The following is a 16,724-nucleotide window of genomic DNA, read 5'->3' as shown; positions in this document are numbered from 1 at the left end:
TCCTGTTCAGCCGCCGTACGCCCCCGACGCCGTCAGACGCAGCGCGGTGTCGATCAGCGGGACGTGGCTGAAGGCCTGCGGGAAGTTGCCGACCTGGCGCTGGCGGACCGGGTCCCACTCCTCGGCCAGCAGGCCGAGGTCGTTGCGCAGCGACAGCAGCTTCTCGAACAGCTTGCGGGCCTCGTCGACGCGGCCGATCATCGCCAGGTCGTCCGCCATCCAGAACGAGCAGGCGAGGAAGGCGCCCTCGTCGCCGGGGAGGCCGTCGACGCCCTCGTCCTCGCCCTCCGTGGGGTAGCGCAGGATGAAGCCGTCGGTCGTGGACAGCTCGCGCTGGATCGCCTCGACGGTGCCGATGACCCGCTTGTCGTCCGGCGGCAGGAAGCCCACCTGCGGGATCAGCAGCAGGGCGGCGTCCAGCTCCTTCGAGCCGTACGACTGCGTGAACGTGTTGCGCTCCTTGTCGTAGCCCTTCTCGCACACGTCACGGTGGATCTCGTCGCGCAGTTCCTTCCAGCGCTCCAGCGGGCCGTCCGCGTCGCCGGACTCGATGAGCTTGATCGTCCGGTCCACGGCGACCCAGGCCATCACCTTGGAGTGCACGAAGTGGCGGCGCGGGCCGCGCACCTCCCAGATGCCCTCGTCCGGCTCGTCCCAGTGGTCCTCCAGGTAGCGGATCAGCTTCAGCTGGAGCAGGGAGGCGTAGTCGTTGCGGGCGAGGCCCGTCATGTGGGCCAGGTGCAGCGCCTCGGTGACCTCGCCGTACACGTCGAGCTGGAGCTGGTGGGCCGCGCCGTTGCCGACCCGGACCGGTGCGGAGTTCTCGTAGCCCGGCAGCCAGTCCAGCTCGGCCTCGCCGAGCTCGCGCTCACCGGCGATGCCGTACATGATCTGCAGGTTCTCGGGGTCGCCCGCGACCGCCCGCAGCAGCCACTCGCGCCAGGCACGGGCCTCCTCGCGGTACCCGGTGCGCAGCAGCGACGACAGGGTGATCGCCGCGTCGCGCAGCCACGTGTAGCGGTAGTCCCAGTTGCGCACCCCGCCGATGTCCTCGGGCAGGGAGGTCGTCGGGGCGGCGACGATGCCGCCCGTCGGGGCGTACGTGAGGGCCTTGAGGGTGATCAGCGAGCGGATGACCGCCTCGCGGTAGGGCCCGTGGTACGTACAGTGCTCGACCCACTCGCGCCAGAAGTCCTCCGTGGCCTCCAGCGACTGCTCCGGCTCGGGAAGGGCCGGCGGCTGCTTGTGCGACGGCTCCCAGGAGATCGTGAAGGCGATCCGCTCACCCGGCGCGACCGTGAAGTCCGAGTAGGTCGTCAGCGACTTGCCGTAGGTCTCGGCGTCCGAGTCGAACCAGACGGAGTCCGGCCCGGCGACGGCGACCGTACGCCCCTCGTGCTTGTGCACCCACGGCACCACCCGGCCGTACGAGAAGCGCATCCGCAGCGTCGAGCGCATCGGCACCCGGCCGGAGACGCCCTCCACGATCCGGATGAGCTGGGGCGCGCCGTCCCGCGGGGGCATGAAGTCGATCACCCGGACCGTGCCGCGCGGGGTGTCCCACTCGGACTCCAGGATCAGGGAGTCGCCCCGGTAGCCGCGCCGGGTAGCCGTCGGCGGCTGGGAGTCGGAGGCGTGCGCCGGTCCGAGCCGCCAGAAGCCGTGCTCCTCTGTGCCCAGGAGGCCGGCGAAGATGGCGTGCGAATCGAAGCGGGGCAGGCACAGCCAGTCGACCGTGCCGTCCCGGCAGACCAGCGCGGCGGTCTGCATGTCTCCGATGAGTGCGTAGTCTTCGATGCGCCCGGCCACGTGCAACTCCAGTCGAACGGCCACGTCACCCCCTCTTTCGTGCGACAAAGGGGGCTCTCGCTAGTGCGGTCAAGGGGTGGTTGTAAATCGTCGTTGAGCGGTGAAGCAAAGCAGTCGCCGTGGCCGTGAGGCAAAACGGTGGGCACTGCTCGACGATCTCTGCTCAACGAACTGACGAGCTCTCGTTGTTCCGGTGCTTACGGGCGAGGGGTGGTGCCGTGTTACCGGCCGGGCTCGGCAGCGAATGTCCGAGCAGGATACGACGCACGTAGATGATCTGCGTGCCGCTCCGGGCAACCCGGGTCGGCCGAACGGGTGAGCAGTGGGTGACCGGCCCGTGAGGGCCCGGTGAAGTGTGCCGATGTGTGCCGGGGCGTGCGCGGAGCGTGGCCGGAAGCCATCGGTCCCGGTCGCTGATACCCTGGTAGCCCGTGGACCGGTGGGCGTGAAGACCCCCGAACCGCACTTCAAGATCGCGACCACGGGAGCCCCCTCTTGGCCATGCCGCCCGCTGCTTTCCGAACCAACGCAGCCACGACGACCAAGCACATCTTCGTCACCGGGGGTGTCGCCTCCTCGCTCGGCAAGGGCCTGACGGCCTCCAGCCTCGGCATGCTCCTGAAGGCGCGCGGTCTTCGCGTCGTCATGCAGAAGCTCGACCCGTACCTCAATGTCGACCCTGGCACGATGAACCCCTTCCAGCACGGTGAGGTGTTCGTCACCAACGACGGCGCCGAGACCGACCTGGACATCGGCCACTACGAGCGCTTCCTCGACCGTGACCTGGACGGATCGGCCAACGTCACCACCGGCCAGGTCTACTCCACGGTCATCGCCAAGGAACGGCGCGGCGAGTACCTGGGCGACACCGTCCAGGTCATCCCGCACATCACCAACGAGATCAAGCACCGCATCCGCCGCATGGCGACCGACGAGGTCGACGTCGTCATCACGGAGGTCGGCGGCACGGTCGGCGACATCGAGTCGCTGCCGTTCCTGGAGACCGTCCGCCAGGTCCGCCACGAGGTCGGCCGGGACAACGTCTTCGTCGTCCACATCTCGCTCCTGCCGTACATCGGCCCCTCCGGCGAGCTGAAGACGAAGCCGACACAGCACTCGGTCGCGGCCCTGCGCAACATCGGTATCCAGCCAGACGCGATCGTGCTGCGCTGCGACCGTGAGGTCCCCACCGCGATCAAGCGGAAGATCTCGCTGATGTGCGACGTCGACGAGGCGGCCGTGGTGGCCTGCCCCGACGCGCGGTCCATCTACGACATCCCGAAGACCGTGCACGGCGAGGGACTGGACGCCTACGTCGTCCGTAAGCTCGACCTGCCGTTCCGCGACGTGGACTGGACGACCTGGGACGATCTGCTCGACCGCGTCCACAACCCGGACCACGAGGTCACCCTCGCGCTGGTCGGCAAGTACATCGACCTGCCCGACGCCTACCTCTCGGTCACCGAGGCGCTGCGCGCGGGCGGCTTCGCCAACAAGGCCCGCGTGAAGATCAAGTGGGTCACCTCGGACGACTGCAAGACGCCGGCCGGCGCCGCCGCCCAGCTCGGTGACGTCGACGGCATCTGCATCCCCGGCGGCTTCGGCGAGCGCGGGGTGAACGGCAAGGTCGGCGCGATCAAGTACGCCCGCGAGCACAAGATCCCGCTGCTGGGCCTGTGCCTGGGCCTGCAGTGCATCGTGGTCGAGGCCGCCCGCAACCTGGCCGACATCTCCGACGCCAACTCCACCGAGTTCGACCCGGCCACCTCCCACCCGGTCATCTCCACGATGGCCGAGCAGATGGACATCGTCGCCGGTGAGGGCGACATGGGCGGCACGATGCGGCTCGGCATGTACCCGGCCAAGCTGGCCGAGGGCTCCATCGTGCGCGAGGTGTACGACGGCAAGGAGTACGTCGAGGAGCGGCACCGTCACCGGTACGAGGTGAACAACGCCTACCGGGCCGAGCTGGAGAAGAAGGCGGGCATCCTGTTCTCCGGCACCTCGCCCGACGGCAAGCTCGTCGAGTACGTGGAGTACCCGCGCGAGACGCACCCCTACCTGGTGGCCACGCAGGCCCACCCGGAGCTGCGGTCGCGCCCGACGCGCCCGCACCCCCTGTTCGCCGGGCTGGTGAAGGCCGCGGTCGAGCGGAAGATTTCGAAGTAACACGAGAGTTGTACGGTGGCCGGGGCGCAAACCTTCAACGGTGGGCGCCCCGGTTTTCCTTTGCGCACGTGGAAGGGCAGGGCATGACGATCAAGGACACCCCCGAGGAGTGGGAGGTCCGGGCGACCGAGACCCCCTTCGTGGGCAACAAGACCTCCGTCCGCACCGACGACGTGGTCATGCCGGACGGCTCGGTGGTGCGGCGCGACTACCAGGTCCACCCCGGCTCGGTCGCCGTGCTCGCCCTGGACGACGACGACCGCGTCCTGCTCATCAAGCAGTACCGCCACCCCGTCCGCCACAAGCTGTGGGAGATCCCGGCCGGCCTGCTCGACGTCCCCGGCGAGAACCCGCTGCACGCCGCCCAGCGCGAGCTGTACGAGGAGGCCCACGTCAAGGCCGAGGACTGGCGGGTGCTGACCGACGTCTACACCACGCCGGGCGGCTGCGACGAGGCCGTGCGGATCTTCCTCGCCCGGCAGCTCTCCGAGGCCGAGGGCGAGCGGTTCGAGGTGGAGGACGAGGAGGCCGACATGGAGCACGCGCGCGTGCCGGTCGACGACCTGGTCCGGCGCGTCCTCGCCGGTGACGTGCACAACAACTGCCTGGTCGTGGGCGTGCTGTCGCTGGCCGCCGCACGTGGCGGCGACGGGCTGGACGCGCTGCGCCCGGCGGAGGCCCCCTGGCCCGCGCGGCCCTTCGCCTCCTGACCGGAGCACAGCACAGCACGCCACCAGCGGTGTGACGATCGGCTGATCCGATCGGGCGATGTCCCCGCCGTGCCCGCCGCACTCCGCCCGGAACGTACCAGAGCGTCAACTAGGCTCTGAGCACGCCCGAACCGGAGTCCCGGCGGGCTCGCGCGTGCGTGGGACGGGAGTGTGGCCCGTGACGGACCAGGTGGTGGACACAGGCGACGTCCGGACGTCGGCCCGGACCCCCGACGGCAGTCATTTCCTGGGCCGCACCCGCGAGTTGAAGGAACTGCGCGCCGACATCGAGCGCGCCGGCCTGGACACCCTCTCCGGCCGCAAGGCACCCCGCGCGCGCGTGCTCCTCATCGCCGGCCGCCCCGGCTCCGGCCGTACGGCACTCGCCGGGGAACTGGCCCGCCAGGTCGCCGGCCGCTACCCCGACGGGGTGCTCCGAGCCCGGCTCAGCGAACCCGACGGCACCCCCGTCCCCGTCGCCCGCACCGCCCGCGACCTGCTCACCGACCTCGACGTGCCCGCACCGCCCGGCGCCGCCGAGGACGACCTGACGGCCGCCCTGCGCGAGGCGCTGGCCGACCGCCGGGCCGTGCTGCTGCTCGACGACGCGGCCGACGCCGAGCAGGTGGACGCGCTGCTGCCGGACACCCCGGAGTGCCTGGCCGTCGTCGTCTCCGGCGGTCCGCTCACCGGCATCTCCGACGTCCGGCCCTGCACGCTCGGCGGCCTCGACACCAAGTCGGCCGTGGACCTGCTCACCCGGCTCTCCGGCTCCGTCCGCATCACCGTCGACCCGAGGGCCGCCGAAGGGCTCGTCGAGGTGTGCCAGGGGCAGCCCGCCGCGCTGACGCTGGCCGGCGGCTGGCTCGCCGCCCGCCCCCAGTCGGCCGTCTCCGACCTGGCCAAACAGCTGCGCGCCGAGGGCGAGGAGGGCACCCCGCTCGGCCGCATGCTGCGGCTCGTCCACACCTCGCTGCCCGCCCCCGCCGCCCGGATGCTGCGCCTGCTGACGCTGGCCCCCGCCGGTCTCGTCGACCCGCACGGCGCGTCCGCCCTCGCCGGCTGCTCGGTGGACGGCGCCCACACCACCCTCGAGGACCTGGCCGCCCTCGGACTGCTGCACCGCGTCGACTCGCCGCTGCCCCAGTACCGGGTACCGGGCTGTCTGCACCCGCTCCTGCAGGCCCTCAGCGAGACCCAGGACCGGCCCGGCGAGGTCCAGCTCGCCCGCGCCCGCATGCTGGAGCGGACCGTACGGCTGCTCCAGTCCTGCCGGGCGATCACCGAGACCGACAGCCCCGAGACCCGCCAGAAACTCCTCGGCGTGCCCCGCGCCCTGCGCTTCCCGAACCCCCGGGCGGCCGCCGACTGGCTGCGGCTGCGCCGGCCCGCCCTGCTGGCGTCGGCCCGGGCCGCGGTCGCCGACGGAGAGCTGGACACCCTCGCCCGACGGCTGATGTCGCAGCTGGTCAGGGCGATGGCCGCGCACTTCGGCACCCAGGCCGCCGCCGGGGACCTGTACGAGATCCACGGCCTCGTCCTCGACGTGGCCGAGCGCCGGAACCTGCCCCGGGAGAAGGCCGCGGCCCTGCTGAACCTCGGCGACCTGGACGCCCGCACCGGGCGCACCCGCGAGGCGCTGGCGCGTTTCCGGGCCGCGCTGGACGCCGGACGCGAGGCGGACGACCCGTACGCGACCGGCCGCGCGATGGAATCCGTGGGCGGCGCCCATCTGGAGCTCGGCGACTACGACCGGGCCGCCGACTGGTACGGCCGGGCCCTCGCCCAGCGCCTGGCCCGCGGGGAGCGCGCCGAGACCGCCCGGCTCTACGGCAGGACCGCCGAGGCGCACACCTACGCGGGCCGCTACGGCGAGGCCCAGCGCAACTGGCGGGCCGCGGTCGCCGTCCACCGCAAGAACGGCGACATCGCAGGTCACGCGCGTGCCCTGAGCGAGCTGGCCCGGGTCCAGGAGTACGCCGGACGGCTCGACGAGTCGCTGCGCACCTGCCAGGAGGCGGTGGAGCTGGCCCGCCGCGCCGAGGACGTACGGCTCCAGGGAGCGCTCTATCTGCGGCTCGCCGACACCCTCGACCGGCTCGGCGATCCCTCCGCCGCTGAGCTGCACCGGGGCGCCGCGCGACGGATCCTGGTGGAGGAGACCGATACGGCCGAGGAGGCCGGCGCGGCCGGGTCCGGGCCCGAGGACCAGGCCATCGAGCCGAAACACGGCGCTGACGCCTGCGAAATCCGTAGCGCTGCGAACGAAGATTGATGCAATGAAAGGCTAGACAGCGGGAACACCTTCATTAGACTGGCTCTGCCGCACCTTCTCCTGCGGTGTCTCCCGGTATGCCGCTGCATGCCTGGGATTGTGTAGCAATGCCCCACACCCCCTGAGCCAAGGACCGTGATCGACGTGAAGGTCGGCATCCCCCGCGAGGTCAAGAACAACGAGTTCCGGGTGGCCATCACCCCCGCCGGCGTGCTCGAGCTGGTGCGCAACGGCCACCAGGTCGTCATCGAGCAGGGCGCCGGCCTCGGCTCGTCGATCCCGGACAGCGAGTACGTCGCCGCGGGCGCCCAGATCCTGCCCACCGCGGACGAGGTGTGGGCCGCCGCCGACCTGCTGCTCAAGGTCAAGGAGCCCATCGCCGAGGAGTACCACCGCCTCCGCAAGGACCAGACGCTCTTCACCTACCTGCACCTGGCCGCGTCCAAGGAGTGCACGGACGCCCTCATCGAGTCCGGCACCACCGCGATCGCCTACGAGACGGTCGAGCTGCCCACCCGCGCCCTGCCGTTGCTCGCCCCCATGTCCGAGGTGGCGGGCCGGCTCGCCCCGCAGGTCGGCGCCTACCACCTGATGCGCGCCAACGGCGGCCGCGGTGTGCTGCCCGGCGGCGTCCCCGGCGTGCTCGCCGGCCGCGCCGTGGTCATCGGCGGCGGCGTCTCCGGCTGGAACGCCGCGCAGATCGCCATCGGCATGGGCTTCCACGTGACCCTGCTCGACAAGGACATCAACAAGCTCCGCGAGGCGGACAAGATCTTCGGCACGAAGATCCAGACCGTCGTCTCCAACGCCTTCGAGCTGGAGAAGGCCTGCCTCGAGGCCGACCTCGTCATCGGCGCGGTCCTCATCCCCGGCGCCAAGGCCCCGAAGCTCGTCACCAACGAGCTGGTCTCCCGGATGAAGCCGGGAAGTGTCCTTGTCGACATCGCGATCGACCAGGGCGGCTGCTTCGAGGACTCCCGTCCGACGACGCACGCCGAGCCGACCTTCCCGGTCCACAACTCGGTCTTCTACTGCGTCGCCAACATGCCCGGCGCGGTGCCCAACACCTCGACCTACGCGCTGACCAACGCCACGCTGCCGTACATCGTCGAACTGGCCAACAAGGGCTGGGTCGAGGCGCTGCGCCGTGACCCCGCGCTGGCCAAGGGCCTCAACACGCATGACGGCAAGGTCGTTTACCGCGAGGTCGCGGAGGCGCATGGCCTGGAGCACGTCGAGCTCGAGTCGCTCCTCGGCTGAGCCGGACCGGCAAGTCACTATCTGGTAAAGGCGATACGTCAACACAGGTCGTCAACCCCGCGCATCCAGCCGGACCTTGCTCGAAAAGGTCCGGCTGGATGTGTGTATGGTCACTTTGCGACGCTCGGTCAACTCGCCTCGAACGTAACCCTTCGACCGATTCGCACACCCGTGAAACCTGCTGTGCGACGGCCGTACGCCCTTGACAGCGGGATGTTTCATTGTCGACACATCTGCCCGGTCCGGTGGATTGTGTTGCTGCGGACCGCCGACACGCCATAGAGTCGCCAACCGTCGGCATGGTGCCACGCTGACCTGTCTAGAAGTTTCCTGGTCACCAAGGAGGTAAGACGACTTGTGAATGAGTCGACATTTTCTCCCGGGGGTGGTCAACCAGGAATGCCTGCACGGGACCAGGGTCCCGCGGGATTCGAGGCTGTCGGCTCCGTCGCTGTCCGAACCTTCGCAGCCCACCAGAGCCAGACCAGCCCCCACACGGCTCTGACAGCAAACAAGAGCATGGATGGCCATCACGTGAACGCCATGGCCGGCGACGGAAGTGGCGCGCCCCGCAACCACTTCGCCGACTACGACGAACTGCCCGAAGGGCACTTCTACGACCCCGACGCGGAGTACGAGCCCGACCCCGAGTACGCGGCCACTCTCGCGCCCGACGCTGCCCGGCAGCGCCGCGAGCGCATCGGCCCGACCGGACGTCCGCTGCCGTACTTCCCGATCCCGGGTCCGCTGACCGACCACGGTCCCGCGAAGATCATCGCGATGTGCAACCAGAAGGGCGGCGTCGGCAAGACGACGTCGACCATCAACCTGGGTGCCGCACTCGCCGAATACGGTCGCCGCGTGCTGCTCGTGGACTTCGACCCGCAGGGCGCGCTGTCGGTCGGACTCGGTGTGAACCCGATGGAGCTCGACCTCACCGTCTACAACCTGCTCATGGAGCGGGGCATGTCGGCCGACGAGGTGCTGCTGAAGACGGCGGTCCCCAACATGGACCTGCTGCCCAGCAACATCGACCTGTCCGCCGCCGAGGTCCAGCTCGTCAGCGAGGTCGCCCGGGAGTCCACGCTCCAGCGCGCCCTGAAGCCGCTGATGGACGACTACGACTTCATCGTCATCGACTGCCAGCCCTCGCTCGGCCTGCTCACGGTCAACGCCCTGACGGCCGCGCACAAGGTGATCGTGCCGCTCGAGTGCGAGTTCTTCGCCCTGCGCGGTGTGGCCCTGCTGACCGAGACGATCGAGAAGGTCCAGGAACGGCTGAACCCGGAGCTGGAGCTCGACGGCATCCTCGCCACGATGTACGACTCGCGCACGGTCCACAGCCGTGAGGTCCTGGCGCGGGTGGTCGAGGCGTTCGACGACCACGTCTACCACACGGTCATCGGGCGCACGGTCCGCTTCCCGGAGACCACGGTCGCCGGTGAGCCGATCACCACGTACGCCTCCAACTCCGTCGGTGCCGCCGCCTACCGCCAGCTCGCCAGGGAGGTGCTCGCCCGGTGTCACGCCGAGTGAGTCTGCCGGGGGCCGACGAACTGTTCCGCACGACAGGGGGTACGGCGCTCCAGCCGTCCACTCCCCGGCGCCCGGCCAACGGCGAGGCCCGGGTGCCGGCTCCCGCGGGGGAGAGCGACGCCGCGGCCGCCGAGGACGCGCCGCAGTCGGTGCCCGCCCAGGGCGGCGACGGCGAGGGCGCCGAGCATGTGGCGGCCGACACCGAGCAGGCCGAGGCGGGGGAGTCCCGCAGCCGGTCCGCCTCCGGTGAGCGCTCCGCACGGCGTCAGGGCGCGCAGGAAGGTTCTGCCGGGACCGCCGCGGCCAACGCCGCCGCCGCGCCGCGCAAGCGGGGGCGTGCCGCCGCACGCCGGCCCAGCGGACGCGAACGGCACGACGAGAAGATCACCGTCTACGTCTCCGCCGAGGAGCTCATGGACCTGGAGCACGCGCGTCTGGTGCTCCGCGGTGAGCACGGGCTCGCCGTCGACCGCGGGCGGATCGTCCGCGAGGCGGTGGCCGTGGTCCTGGCCGACCTGGAGTCCCGGGGCGACGCCAGCATCCTCGTACGACGGCTCCGCGGGCGGTAGCGGTAGCCTGCGGGGGCCATGACCTCGAACGACGTTCCCGCCCCGCGCGCCGGCGCCCCCGCCGGCCGCCGGCGCGCGCTGGGGCGGGGACCGGGGGCGGCGCCGCCGGCTCCTCCCGAGCCGGCACCGGAGCGCTCGCCCGGCGAGCCGGCACCGTCTCTTCCGCCCGTCGAGCCGGAACAGGCACCGGCTGTCTTCGAGGCCCCGGCAGTCACCCCACCGCCCGCGACCGCGGCCGCGCTGCAGCCCGCACCCGTGCTCGCCGCACCCGCGCCCGAGGCCCCCGCCGCACGAACCGCCGCCGCCGATCCCGGCACCGCGGCGCGGCCCGCCCCGCAGGAAGGCGCGGAGGCCGAGACCGACGGGGTCTTCAAGGTCCGGCTCGCCAACTTCGAGGGTCCCTTCGACCTGCTCCTCCAGCTGATCTCCAAGCACAAGCTGGACGTCACCGAGGTCGCCCTGTCCAAGGTGACCGACGAGTTCATGGCGCACATCCGGGCCATGGGACCGGACTGGGACCTGGACGAGACGACCGAGTTCCTGGTGGTCGCCGCCACCCTCCTCGACCTCAAGGCGGCCCGGCTGCTCCCGGCCGCCGAGGTCGAGGACGAGGCCGACCTGGCGCTCCTGGAGGCACGGGACCTGCTCTTCGCACGGCTGCTGCAGTACCGCGCGTACAAGCAGATCGCCGACATCTTCAACGCCCGGCTCGACGACGAGGCGCGCCGCTACCCCCGCACCGTCGGCCTGGAACCGCACCACGCCGAGCTGCTGCCCGAGGTCGTCATCAGCATCGGGGCGGAAGGATTCGCCAGGCTCGCGGTGAAGGCGATGCAGCCCAAGCCGAAGCCGCAGGTGTACGTCGAGCACATCCACGCGCCGCTGGTCAGCGTGCAGGAGCAGGCCGGGATCGTCGTCGCGCGGCTCAAGGAGCTGGGTGAGGCGAGCTTCCGGGACCTCGTGGCGGACACCGGCGACACCCTCACCGTCGTGGCGCGGTTCCTCGCGCTGCTGGAGCTGTACCGGGAGAAGGCCGTGGCCCTCGACCAGGAGACCGCGCTCGGCGACCTCATGGTGCGCTGGACCGGCGGGGACGGGGAGGACCAGCCGAGGGTGACCGACGAGTTCGACCGGCCGCCGGAGCCGCCCGAGCAGGAGGAGAAGAAGGCGTGAGCGAGATCACCGGGCCGCCCGCCGGGTCACGTGCCGTCGCGGACCTCGACCTCAAGCCCGCCCTGGAGGCGATGCTCATGGTCGTGGACGAGCCCGCCTCCGAGGAGCACCTGGCGAAGCTGCTGGAGCGGCCGCGGCGGCAGATCGCGGACGCGCTGCGGGAGCTCGCCGACGAGTACGCCGTACAGGGACGTGGCTTCGAGCTGCGGTTCGTCGCGGGCGGCTGGCGTTTCTACACCCGGCCCGAGTACGCGGCGGCCGTCGAGCGCCTGGTCCTGGACGGGCAGACGGCCCGCCTCACCCAGGCCGCCCTGGAGACCCTCGCGGTCGTCGCGTACCGCCAGCCGGTCAGCCGCAGCCGCGTCTCGGCCGTGCGCGGGGTGAACTGCGACGGTGTGATGCGCACCCTGCTGCAGCGCGGTCTGGTCGAGGAGGCGGGCGCGGAACCTGAAACAGGTGCGATCCTGTACAGGACGACGAACTACTTCCTGGAGCGGATGGGCCTGCGCGGTCTGGACGAGCTCCCGGAGCTCGCGCCCTTCCTCCCCGAGGCGGAGGCGATCGAGGCCGAGACACTGGAAGCGGTCCCGTCGTTCGATCCGGACGCCCCGGATTCCGAGGACGCAGACGACAAGACGGAACTTTGATGCGAAGCAGCAGCGGCAGGAACAGCAGCGGAAACAACGGCGGGAGCCGTGGTGGCAACAGCGGCGGCCGCGGCGGGAGCGGCGGTGGTCGCGGTAACCACCGCGGCGCCGGCAACAACCGCGACGACCGGCAGGGCGGTCGTCCGAAGAAGCCGCGCCCGGAGGAGCGGCGTTACGACGTAGGCCCGGGCGCCACCCAGGAGGGCCCCAAGTCGGGCCGCGGGCCCGCGGCCCGCGGAGGCGCCAAGGGCGGGCCGAAGAAGCCCCTGCAGCGGGGCCGGTCGGTCCCGGCGACGTCCCGCGAGTACGAGGCGCGCGCCGAGGAGCGCAACCGCGAGCGGTACGCGGGCAAGAAGGACGTCAAGCTGCCCAAGACGTTCCCGGGCGCCGAGCAGGAGGGCGAGCGGCTGCAGAAGGTGCTCGCCCGGGCCGGCTACGGCTCGCGGCGCGCCTGCGAGGAACTGATCGACGAGGCGCGCGTCGAGGTCAACGGCGAGATCGTCCTCGAGCAGGGCCTGCGCGTGGACCCCGAGAAGGACGAGATCAAGGTCGACGGGCTGACCGTCGCCACGCAGTCGTACCAGTTCTTCTCGCTCAACAAGCCCGCCGGTGTCGTCTCCACGATGGAGGACCCCGAGGGCCGGCAGTGCCTCGGCGACTACGTCACCAACCGGGAGACCCGGCTGTTCCACGTCGGGCGGCTCGACACCGAGACCGAGGGCGTCATCCTGCTCACCAACCACGGCGAGCTGGCCCACCGCCTCACCCACCCCAGGTACGGCGTGCGCAAGACCTATCTCGCGCACATCGTCGGCCCGATCCCGCGCGACCTGGGCAAGCAGCTCAAGGACGGCATCCAGCTGGAGGACGGCTACGCGCGCGCCGACCACTTCCGGGTCGTCGAGCAGACCGGCAAGAACTACCTGGTCGAGGTGACCCTGCACGAGGGCCGCAAGCACATCGTGCGGCGGATGCTGGCCGAGGCCGGGTTCCCCGTCGACAAGCTGGTGCGGGTCTCCTTCGGCCCGATCACCCTCGGCGACCAGAAGTCCGGCTGGCTGCGCCGCCTGTCGAACACCGAGGTCGGCATGCTGATGAAGGAAGTCGATCTGTAGACACGCGAGACACGCGTGTGTGCGTGGCGGCGGCCGGTCCGGGGTCTCCCGGGCCGGCCGCCGCGTTTTCCGGGTCCAGTGGGCCTGTGGCGGGTCGGGGGCGCGCGAGGGGTCCATGGGTGCGCCGCGGCTTCGGAGGGCCGCAGAGGGGCGCCAGAGATGCTCTGCGGGGCACTTGCGGCCGATGGGTGCCGCCCAGGGGGTTGTGGAGGTGTGTGCGGATCCTTTATGGTCAAGGTGACTAATAGTCGTACTGACCATTAAGGGGGTGGCCCGGTATGCCCGGACCCGTCGTGCCCGACGGCTACGACAAGCACGCCCACGAGCCCTTCGCCGTCACCGCCGACCTCGCCGTCCTCACCGTCCGCGACGACGCCCTGCACGTCCTGCTCGTCGAGCGCGGACAGGAGCCGTACCGCGGCCACTGGGCGCTGCCCGGCGGCTTCGTGCAGCCCGACGAGTCCGCCGAGACGGCCGCCCGGCGCGAACTCGCCGAGGAGACCGGCCTGTCGGACGTCAGCGGCCTCCACCTCGAGCAGCTGCGCACCTACAGCGAGCCGGACCGCGACCCCCGGATGCGGGTCGTCACCGTCGCCTTCACCGCCCTGCTGCCCGATCCGCCCGAACCGCACGGCGGCAGCGACGCGGCCCAGGCCCGCTGGGTCCCGTACGACGAGGCCCGGCCGCTCGCCTTCGACCACGACCGCATCCTGGCCGACGCCCACCGGCGGATCGGCGCCCAGCTGGAGTACTCCGGGCTCGCCACCGCCTTCTGCCCGCCCGAGTTCACGCTCGGCGAGCTCCAGAAGGTCTACGAGGTGGTGTGGGGCACGGCCCTGGACCGGCCCAACTTCCGGCGCAAGGTGCTCGCCACCCCCGGCTTCGTCGAACCCGTCCCCGGCGCGGCCCGGCTCACCGGCGGCCGCGGCAAACCGGCCGCGCTGTACCGCGCGGGCACCGCGACCACCCTCCACCCGCCCCTGCTCAGGCCCACCCCGGAAGGACGCCCCGCATGACCGCCACCACCGTCCGCAAGCGCGCCGCCACCGGCGCCCTCATCGGTCTCGCCCTCGGCGACGCGCTGGGCTTCCCCACGGAGTTCAACGACGTGCCGTCGATCCTCGCCAAGTGCGGGCCGTGGCGCGAGATGCCCCTGCCGACGCCGGCGATCGTCACCGACGACACCCAGATGACCCTGGCGCTGGGGAAGGGGCTGCGGACGGCGATGGACCGGGGCCTGATCGGGCCCAAACGGCTGGAGCGGCCCGTACGCGAGGAGTTCGTGGACTGGTATCAGTCGCCGGAGAACAACCGGGCGCCCGGCCGGACCTGCCTGGTCGCCTGCAACCTGCTCAAGGACGAGCGCAGGCCCTGGCAGGACGCCTCCCAGATCGGTTCCAAGGGCTGCGGCGCCAACATGCGCGTCGCCCCCCTCGGTCTCGTCCCCGGGCTCAGCGGCGAACAGCGCGCCGGCGCCGCCCAGTTGCAGTCCGGGCTCACCCACGGGCACCCCACCGCGCTCGCCGCGTCCGACCTGACCGCGCACGCCGTGCACCTCCTCGCGGGCGGCGCCGACCCGACCGGACTGGTCGGGCTGCTGCGGTCGTACGCCTACGACAACCGCACCCGGTACCACGAGCGCTGGCTCGGCGACCTGTGGACGCGCTCGCAGGACCCCACCCCCGAGCACTTCATCGCGCGCGGCTGGGACGACTGCCTGGCCGTGCTGGACCGGCTCCAGGACGCCGTCCGGTCCGTGTCGCCGGAGACCGACCCCTGCCTGGCCACCGGCGAGGGCTGGATCGCCGAGGAGGCGCTGGCCACCGGGCTGCTGTGCTTCCTGTGGTTCGTCGACGAGCCGCTGACCGCGCTGCGCCGGGCCGCCTGCACGGCCGGGGACTCCGACTCGATCGCCTGCCTGGCCGGGGCGTTCGCCGGCGCCCACCTCGGCGCGGACGCCTGGCCCGCCGACTGGGCCGACCGCATCGAGTACCGGGCCGACCTGCTGGCCCTCGGAGCGCTCTGGGACGCTTGACCGATGCTCGACGCCCTCGACCTCGACCTGGCGCCCGTCATCGCCGAACAGCCCGACCCCGTGCTGTTCGCGACCGTCTCCGGCGCCCATCTGTACGGCTTCCCGTCGCGTGACTCGGACGTCGACCTGCGCGGGGTCCACCTGCTGCCGGCCGCCGACCTCGTCGGGCTCCGGGAGCCGGACGAGACCCGCTCCCGGATGTGGGTGCGCGACGGCGTCGAGATGGACCTGGTCACCCACGACCTGCGCAAGTTCGTACGGCTCATGCTGCGCCGCAACGGCTATGTGCTGGAGCAGCTGCTCTCCCCGCTCGTCGTGCGCACCACGGACGCCCACCGCGAGCTGGCCGGGCTCGCGCCGGGCGTGCTCACCTCGCACCACGCCCACCACTACCGGGGGTTCGCCACCACGCAGTGGCGGCTGTTCGAGCGGACCGGGGAGCTCAAGCCACTGCTCTACACCTTCCGCGTGCTGCTCACCGGCATCCACCTGATGCGCAGTGGCGAGGTCGAACCCCACCTGCCGACCCTGCTGGAAGCGGTCGACGCGCCCGCGTATCTGCCCGAGCTGATCGCGGCGAAGGCCGAACGGGAGCACGGGGACGCCGGCGTCGACCACGCGCGCGTGGCGGCCGACGTGCAGCGCCTGCACGCCGTGCTCGACGAGGCGCAGGCCGCCTCAGCGCTGCCCGACGCCCCGAGCGTCCACGACGCCCTGCACGCCTTCGTCGTCCGCGTACGCCTGGAGGGCTGAGGCGCGGCGGACCCGGGCCAGGAAGTCCTCCACCCGGCGCCGGTCCGGCTCGGCCGGCAGCGGGCTGTCGCGCAGGGCCTCCTCCGCCTCCGCTGCGAGGCGGTTCATCCGGGCCTCCACCTCCGGCCAGGGCACCTCGCCGCGCTTGACCTCCAGCAGGGACGCGCGCGCGTCGCCCACGTCGAGCGTCATACGGCCGGTGCGCAGCAGGTCGCGGGCGCTCGCCAGAAGGCGGAGCAGATGCATGGCGTGCTTCCAGCGCGGGGCGCCGTGGGCGCGCACGCCCGCCTCCAGCTTGCGGCGCTGGCCGAGCGCGTACCGGGTGAACGTCTCGTACGCCCGGCGGGACAGGAACGCCTCGCGCAGGGCGAGCAGCTCGTGCCCGGTGGCGTCGACGTGCTCGACGAGCGGGGAGTGCAGGCACTCCAGGATGTTCGGGTTGGCACGCAGGGCCAGCTCGCAGAAGCGTTCCAGCTCCCAGCCGAACTGCTCGGGCAGCGGCCCCTCGACATGCGTCGGCGGCTTGTCGAAGCGCCAGAACAGAGGGGTGGGGGCGAGGAAGACGCCCCGGCGGTCGGTGTCGCTGCCGTCCGTCGCGAGACCGAAGGCGCGCGACCCCATGACACAGGAGTAGATCGTGTGGTCGCGGACCAGGGTCTCGGGGCGCATGCCC

General features: G+C 71.7%; 14 protein-coding genes. 12 read left to right on the top strand and 2 right to left on the bottom strand.

Annotated features, from left to right (window positions below; all coding sequences use genetic code 11):
- Nucleotides 1-6: 6 nt before the first annotated feature.
- Nucleotides 7-1,809: a glycoside hydrolase family 15 protein gene (locus tag F8R89_RS07995; protein ID WP_151788031.1), complete on the bottom strand. Its 1,803-nt coding sequence runs from the start codon at nucleotides 1,807-1,809 to the stop codon at nucleotides 7-9.
- Between the two features lie 501 nt (nucleotides 1,810-2,310).
- On the opposite strand from F8R89_RS07995, the gene F8R89_RS07990 reads away from it, so the two are divergent.
- From F8R89_RS07990 to F8R89_RS07935, 12 genes are all read left to right on the top strand, one after another.
- Nucleotides 2,311-3,978, top strand: a complete 1,668-nt coding sequence (locus tag F8R89_RS07990) for a CTP synthase (protein ID WP_151783306.1) — start codon at nucleotides 2,311-2,313, stop codon at nucleotides 3,976-3,978.
- A gap of 83 nt (nucleotides 3,979-4,061) precedes the next feature.
- Nucleotides 4,062-4,688: an NUDIX domain-containing protein gene (locus tag F8R89_RS07985; protein WP_151783305.1), complete on the top strand. Its 627-nt coding sequence runs from the start codon at nucleotides 4,062-4,064 to the stop codon at nucleotides 4,686-4,688.
- Nucleotides 4,689-4,866: 178 nt separating this feature from the next.
- On the top strand, nucleotides 4,867-6,963 hold the full coding sequence (locus F8R89_RS07980) for a tetratricopeptide repeat protein (RefSeq protein WP_151783304.1): 2,097 nt from the start codon (nucleotides 4,867-4,869) through the stop codon (nucleotides 6,961-6,963).
- Between the two features lie 135 nt (nucleotides 6,964-7,098).
- A complete protein-coding gene (gene ald / locus F8R89_RS07975; RefSeq protein WP_179199280.1) occupies nucleotides 7,099-8,223 on the top strand; it encodes an alanine dehydrogenase in 1,125 nt (374 codons plus the stop codon).
- A gap of 399 nt (nucleotides 8,224-8,622) precedes the next feature.
- Nucleotides 8,623-9,759: a ParA family protein gene (locus F8R89_RS07970; protein WP_151783303.1), complete on the top strand. Its 1,137-nt coding sequence runs from the start codon at nucleotides 8,623-8,625 to the stop codon at nucleotides 9,757-9,759.
- Nucleotides 9,744-10,328, top strand: coding sequence for a hypothetical protein (locus tag F8R89_RS07965; protein WP_151783302.1), 585 nt, complete (start codon nucleotides 9,744-9,746; stop codon nucleotides 10,326-10,328). Before F8R89_RS07970 ends, F8R89_RS07965 begins: the two co-directional genes overlap by 16 nt.
- An 18-nt stretch (nucleotides 10,329-10,346) precedes the next feature.
- On the top strand, nucleotides 10,347-11,501 hold the full coding sequence (locus F8R89_RS07960; protein WP_151783301.1) for a segregation and condensation protein A: 1,155 nt from the start codon (nucleotides 10,347-10,349) through the stop codon (nucleotides 11,499-11,501).
- Nucleotides 11,498-12,148 (top strand): SMC-Scp complex subunit ScpB, encoded by a 651-nt coding sequence (gene scpB / locus F8R89_RS07955; protein ID WP_151783300.1) that lies wholly within the window; start codon nucleotides 11,498-11,500, stop codon nucleotides 12,146-12,148. Before F8R89_RS07960 ends, scpB begins: the two co-directional genes overlap by 4 nt.
- Entirely contained in the window at nucleotides 12,148-13,263 is a 1,116-nt protein-coding gene (locus tag F8R89_RS07950; protein WP_151783299.1) for a pseudouridine synthase, read from the top strand. Before scpB ends, F8R89_RS07950 begins: the two co-directional genes overlap by 1 nt.
- Before the next feature lie 278 nt (nucleotides 13,264-13,541).
- Complete coding sequence (locus tag F8R89_RS07945; RefSeq protein ID WP_151783298.1) at nucleotides 13,542-14,279, top strand: NUDIX hydrolase; 738 nt, start codon at nucleotides 13,542-13,544, stop codon at nucleotides 14,277-14,279.
- Complete coding sequence (locus F8R89_RS07940; RefSeq protein WP_151783297.1) at nucleotides 14,276-15,298, top strand: ADP-ribosylglycohydrolase family protein; 1,023 nt, start codon at nucleotides 14,276-14,278, stop codon at nucleotides 15,296-15,298. The genes F8R89_RS07945 and F8R89_RS07940 overlap by 4 nt, the downstream gene beginning before the upstream one ends.
- Nucleotides 15,299-15,301: 3 nt before the next feature.
- Complete coding sequence (locus F8R89_RS07935) at nucleotides 15,302-16,051, top strand: DNA polymerase beta superfamily protein (protein ID WP_151783296.1); 750 nt, start codon at nucleotides 15,302-15,304, stop codon at nucleotides 16,049-16,051.
- On the opposite strand, the gene F8R89_RS07930 is transcribed toward F8R89_RS07935, so the two are convergent.
- Nucleotides 15,977-16,720: a DNA polymerase beta superfamily protein gene (locus F8R89_RS07930; RefSeq protein WP_151783295.1), complete on the bottom strand. Its 744-nt coding sequence runs from the start codon at nucleotides 16,718-16,720 to the stop codon at nucleotides 15,977-15,979. The two genes, F8R89_RS07935 and F8R89_RS07930, sit on opposite strands and share 75 nt — an antisense overlap.
- Nucleotides 16,721-16,724 lie beyond the last annotated feature (4 nt).

The sequence above is a fragment of the Streptomyces sp. SS1-1 genome (assembly GCF_008973465.1).
Lineage (GTDB): Bacteria > Actinomycetota > Actinomycetes > Streptomycetales > Streptomycetaceae > Streptomyces.
The sequence above is the reverse complement of the archived record's forward strand: the minus strand, read 5'-3'. Positions and strand labels throughout refer to the sequence as shown.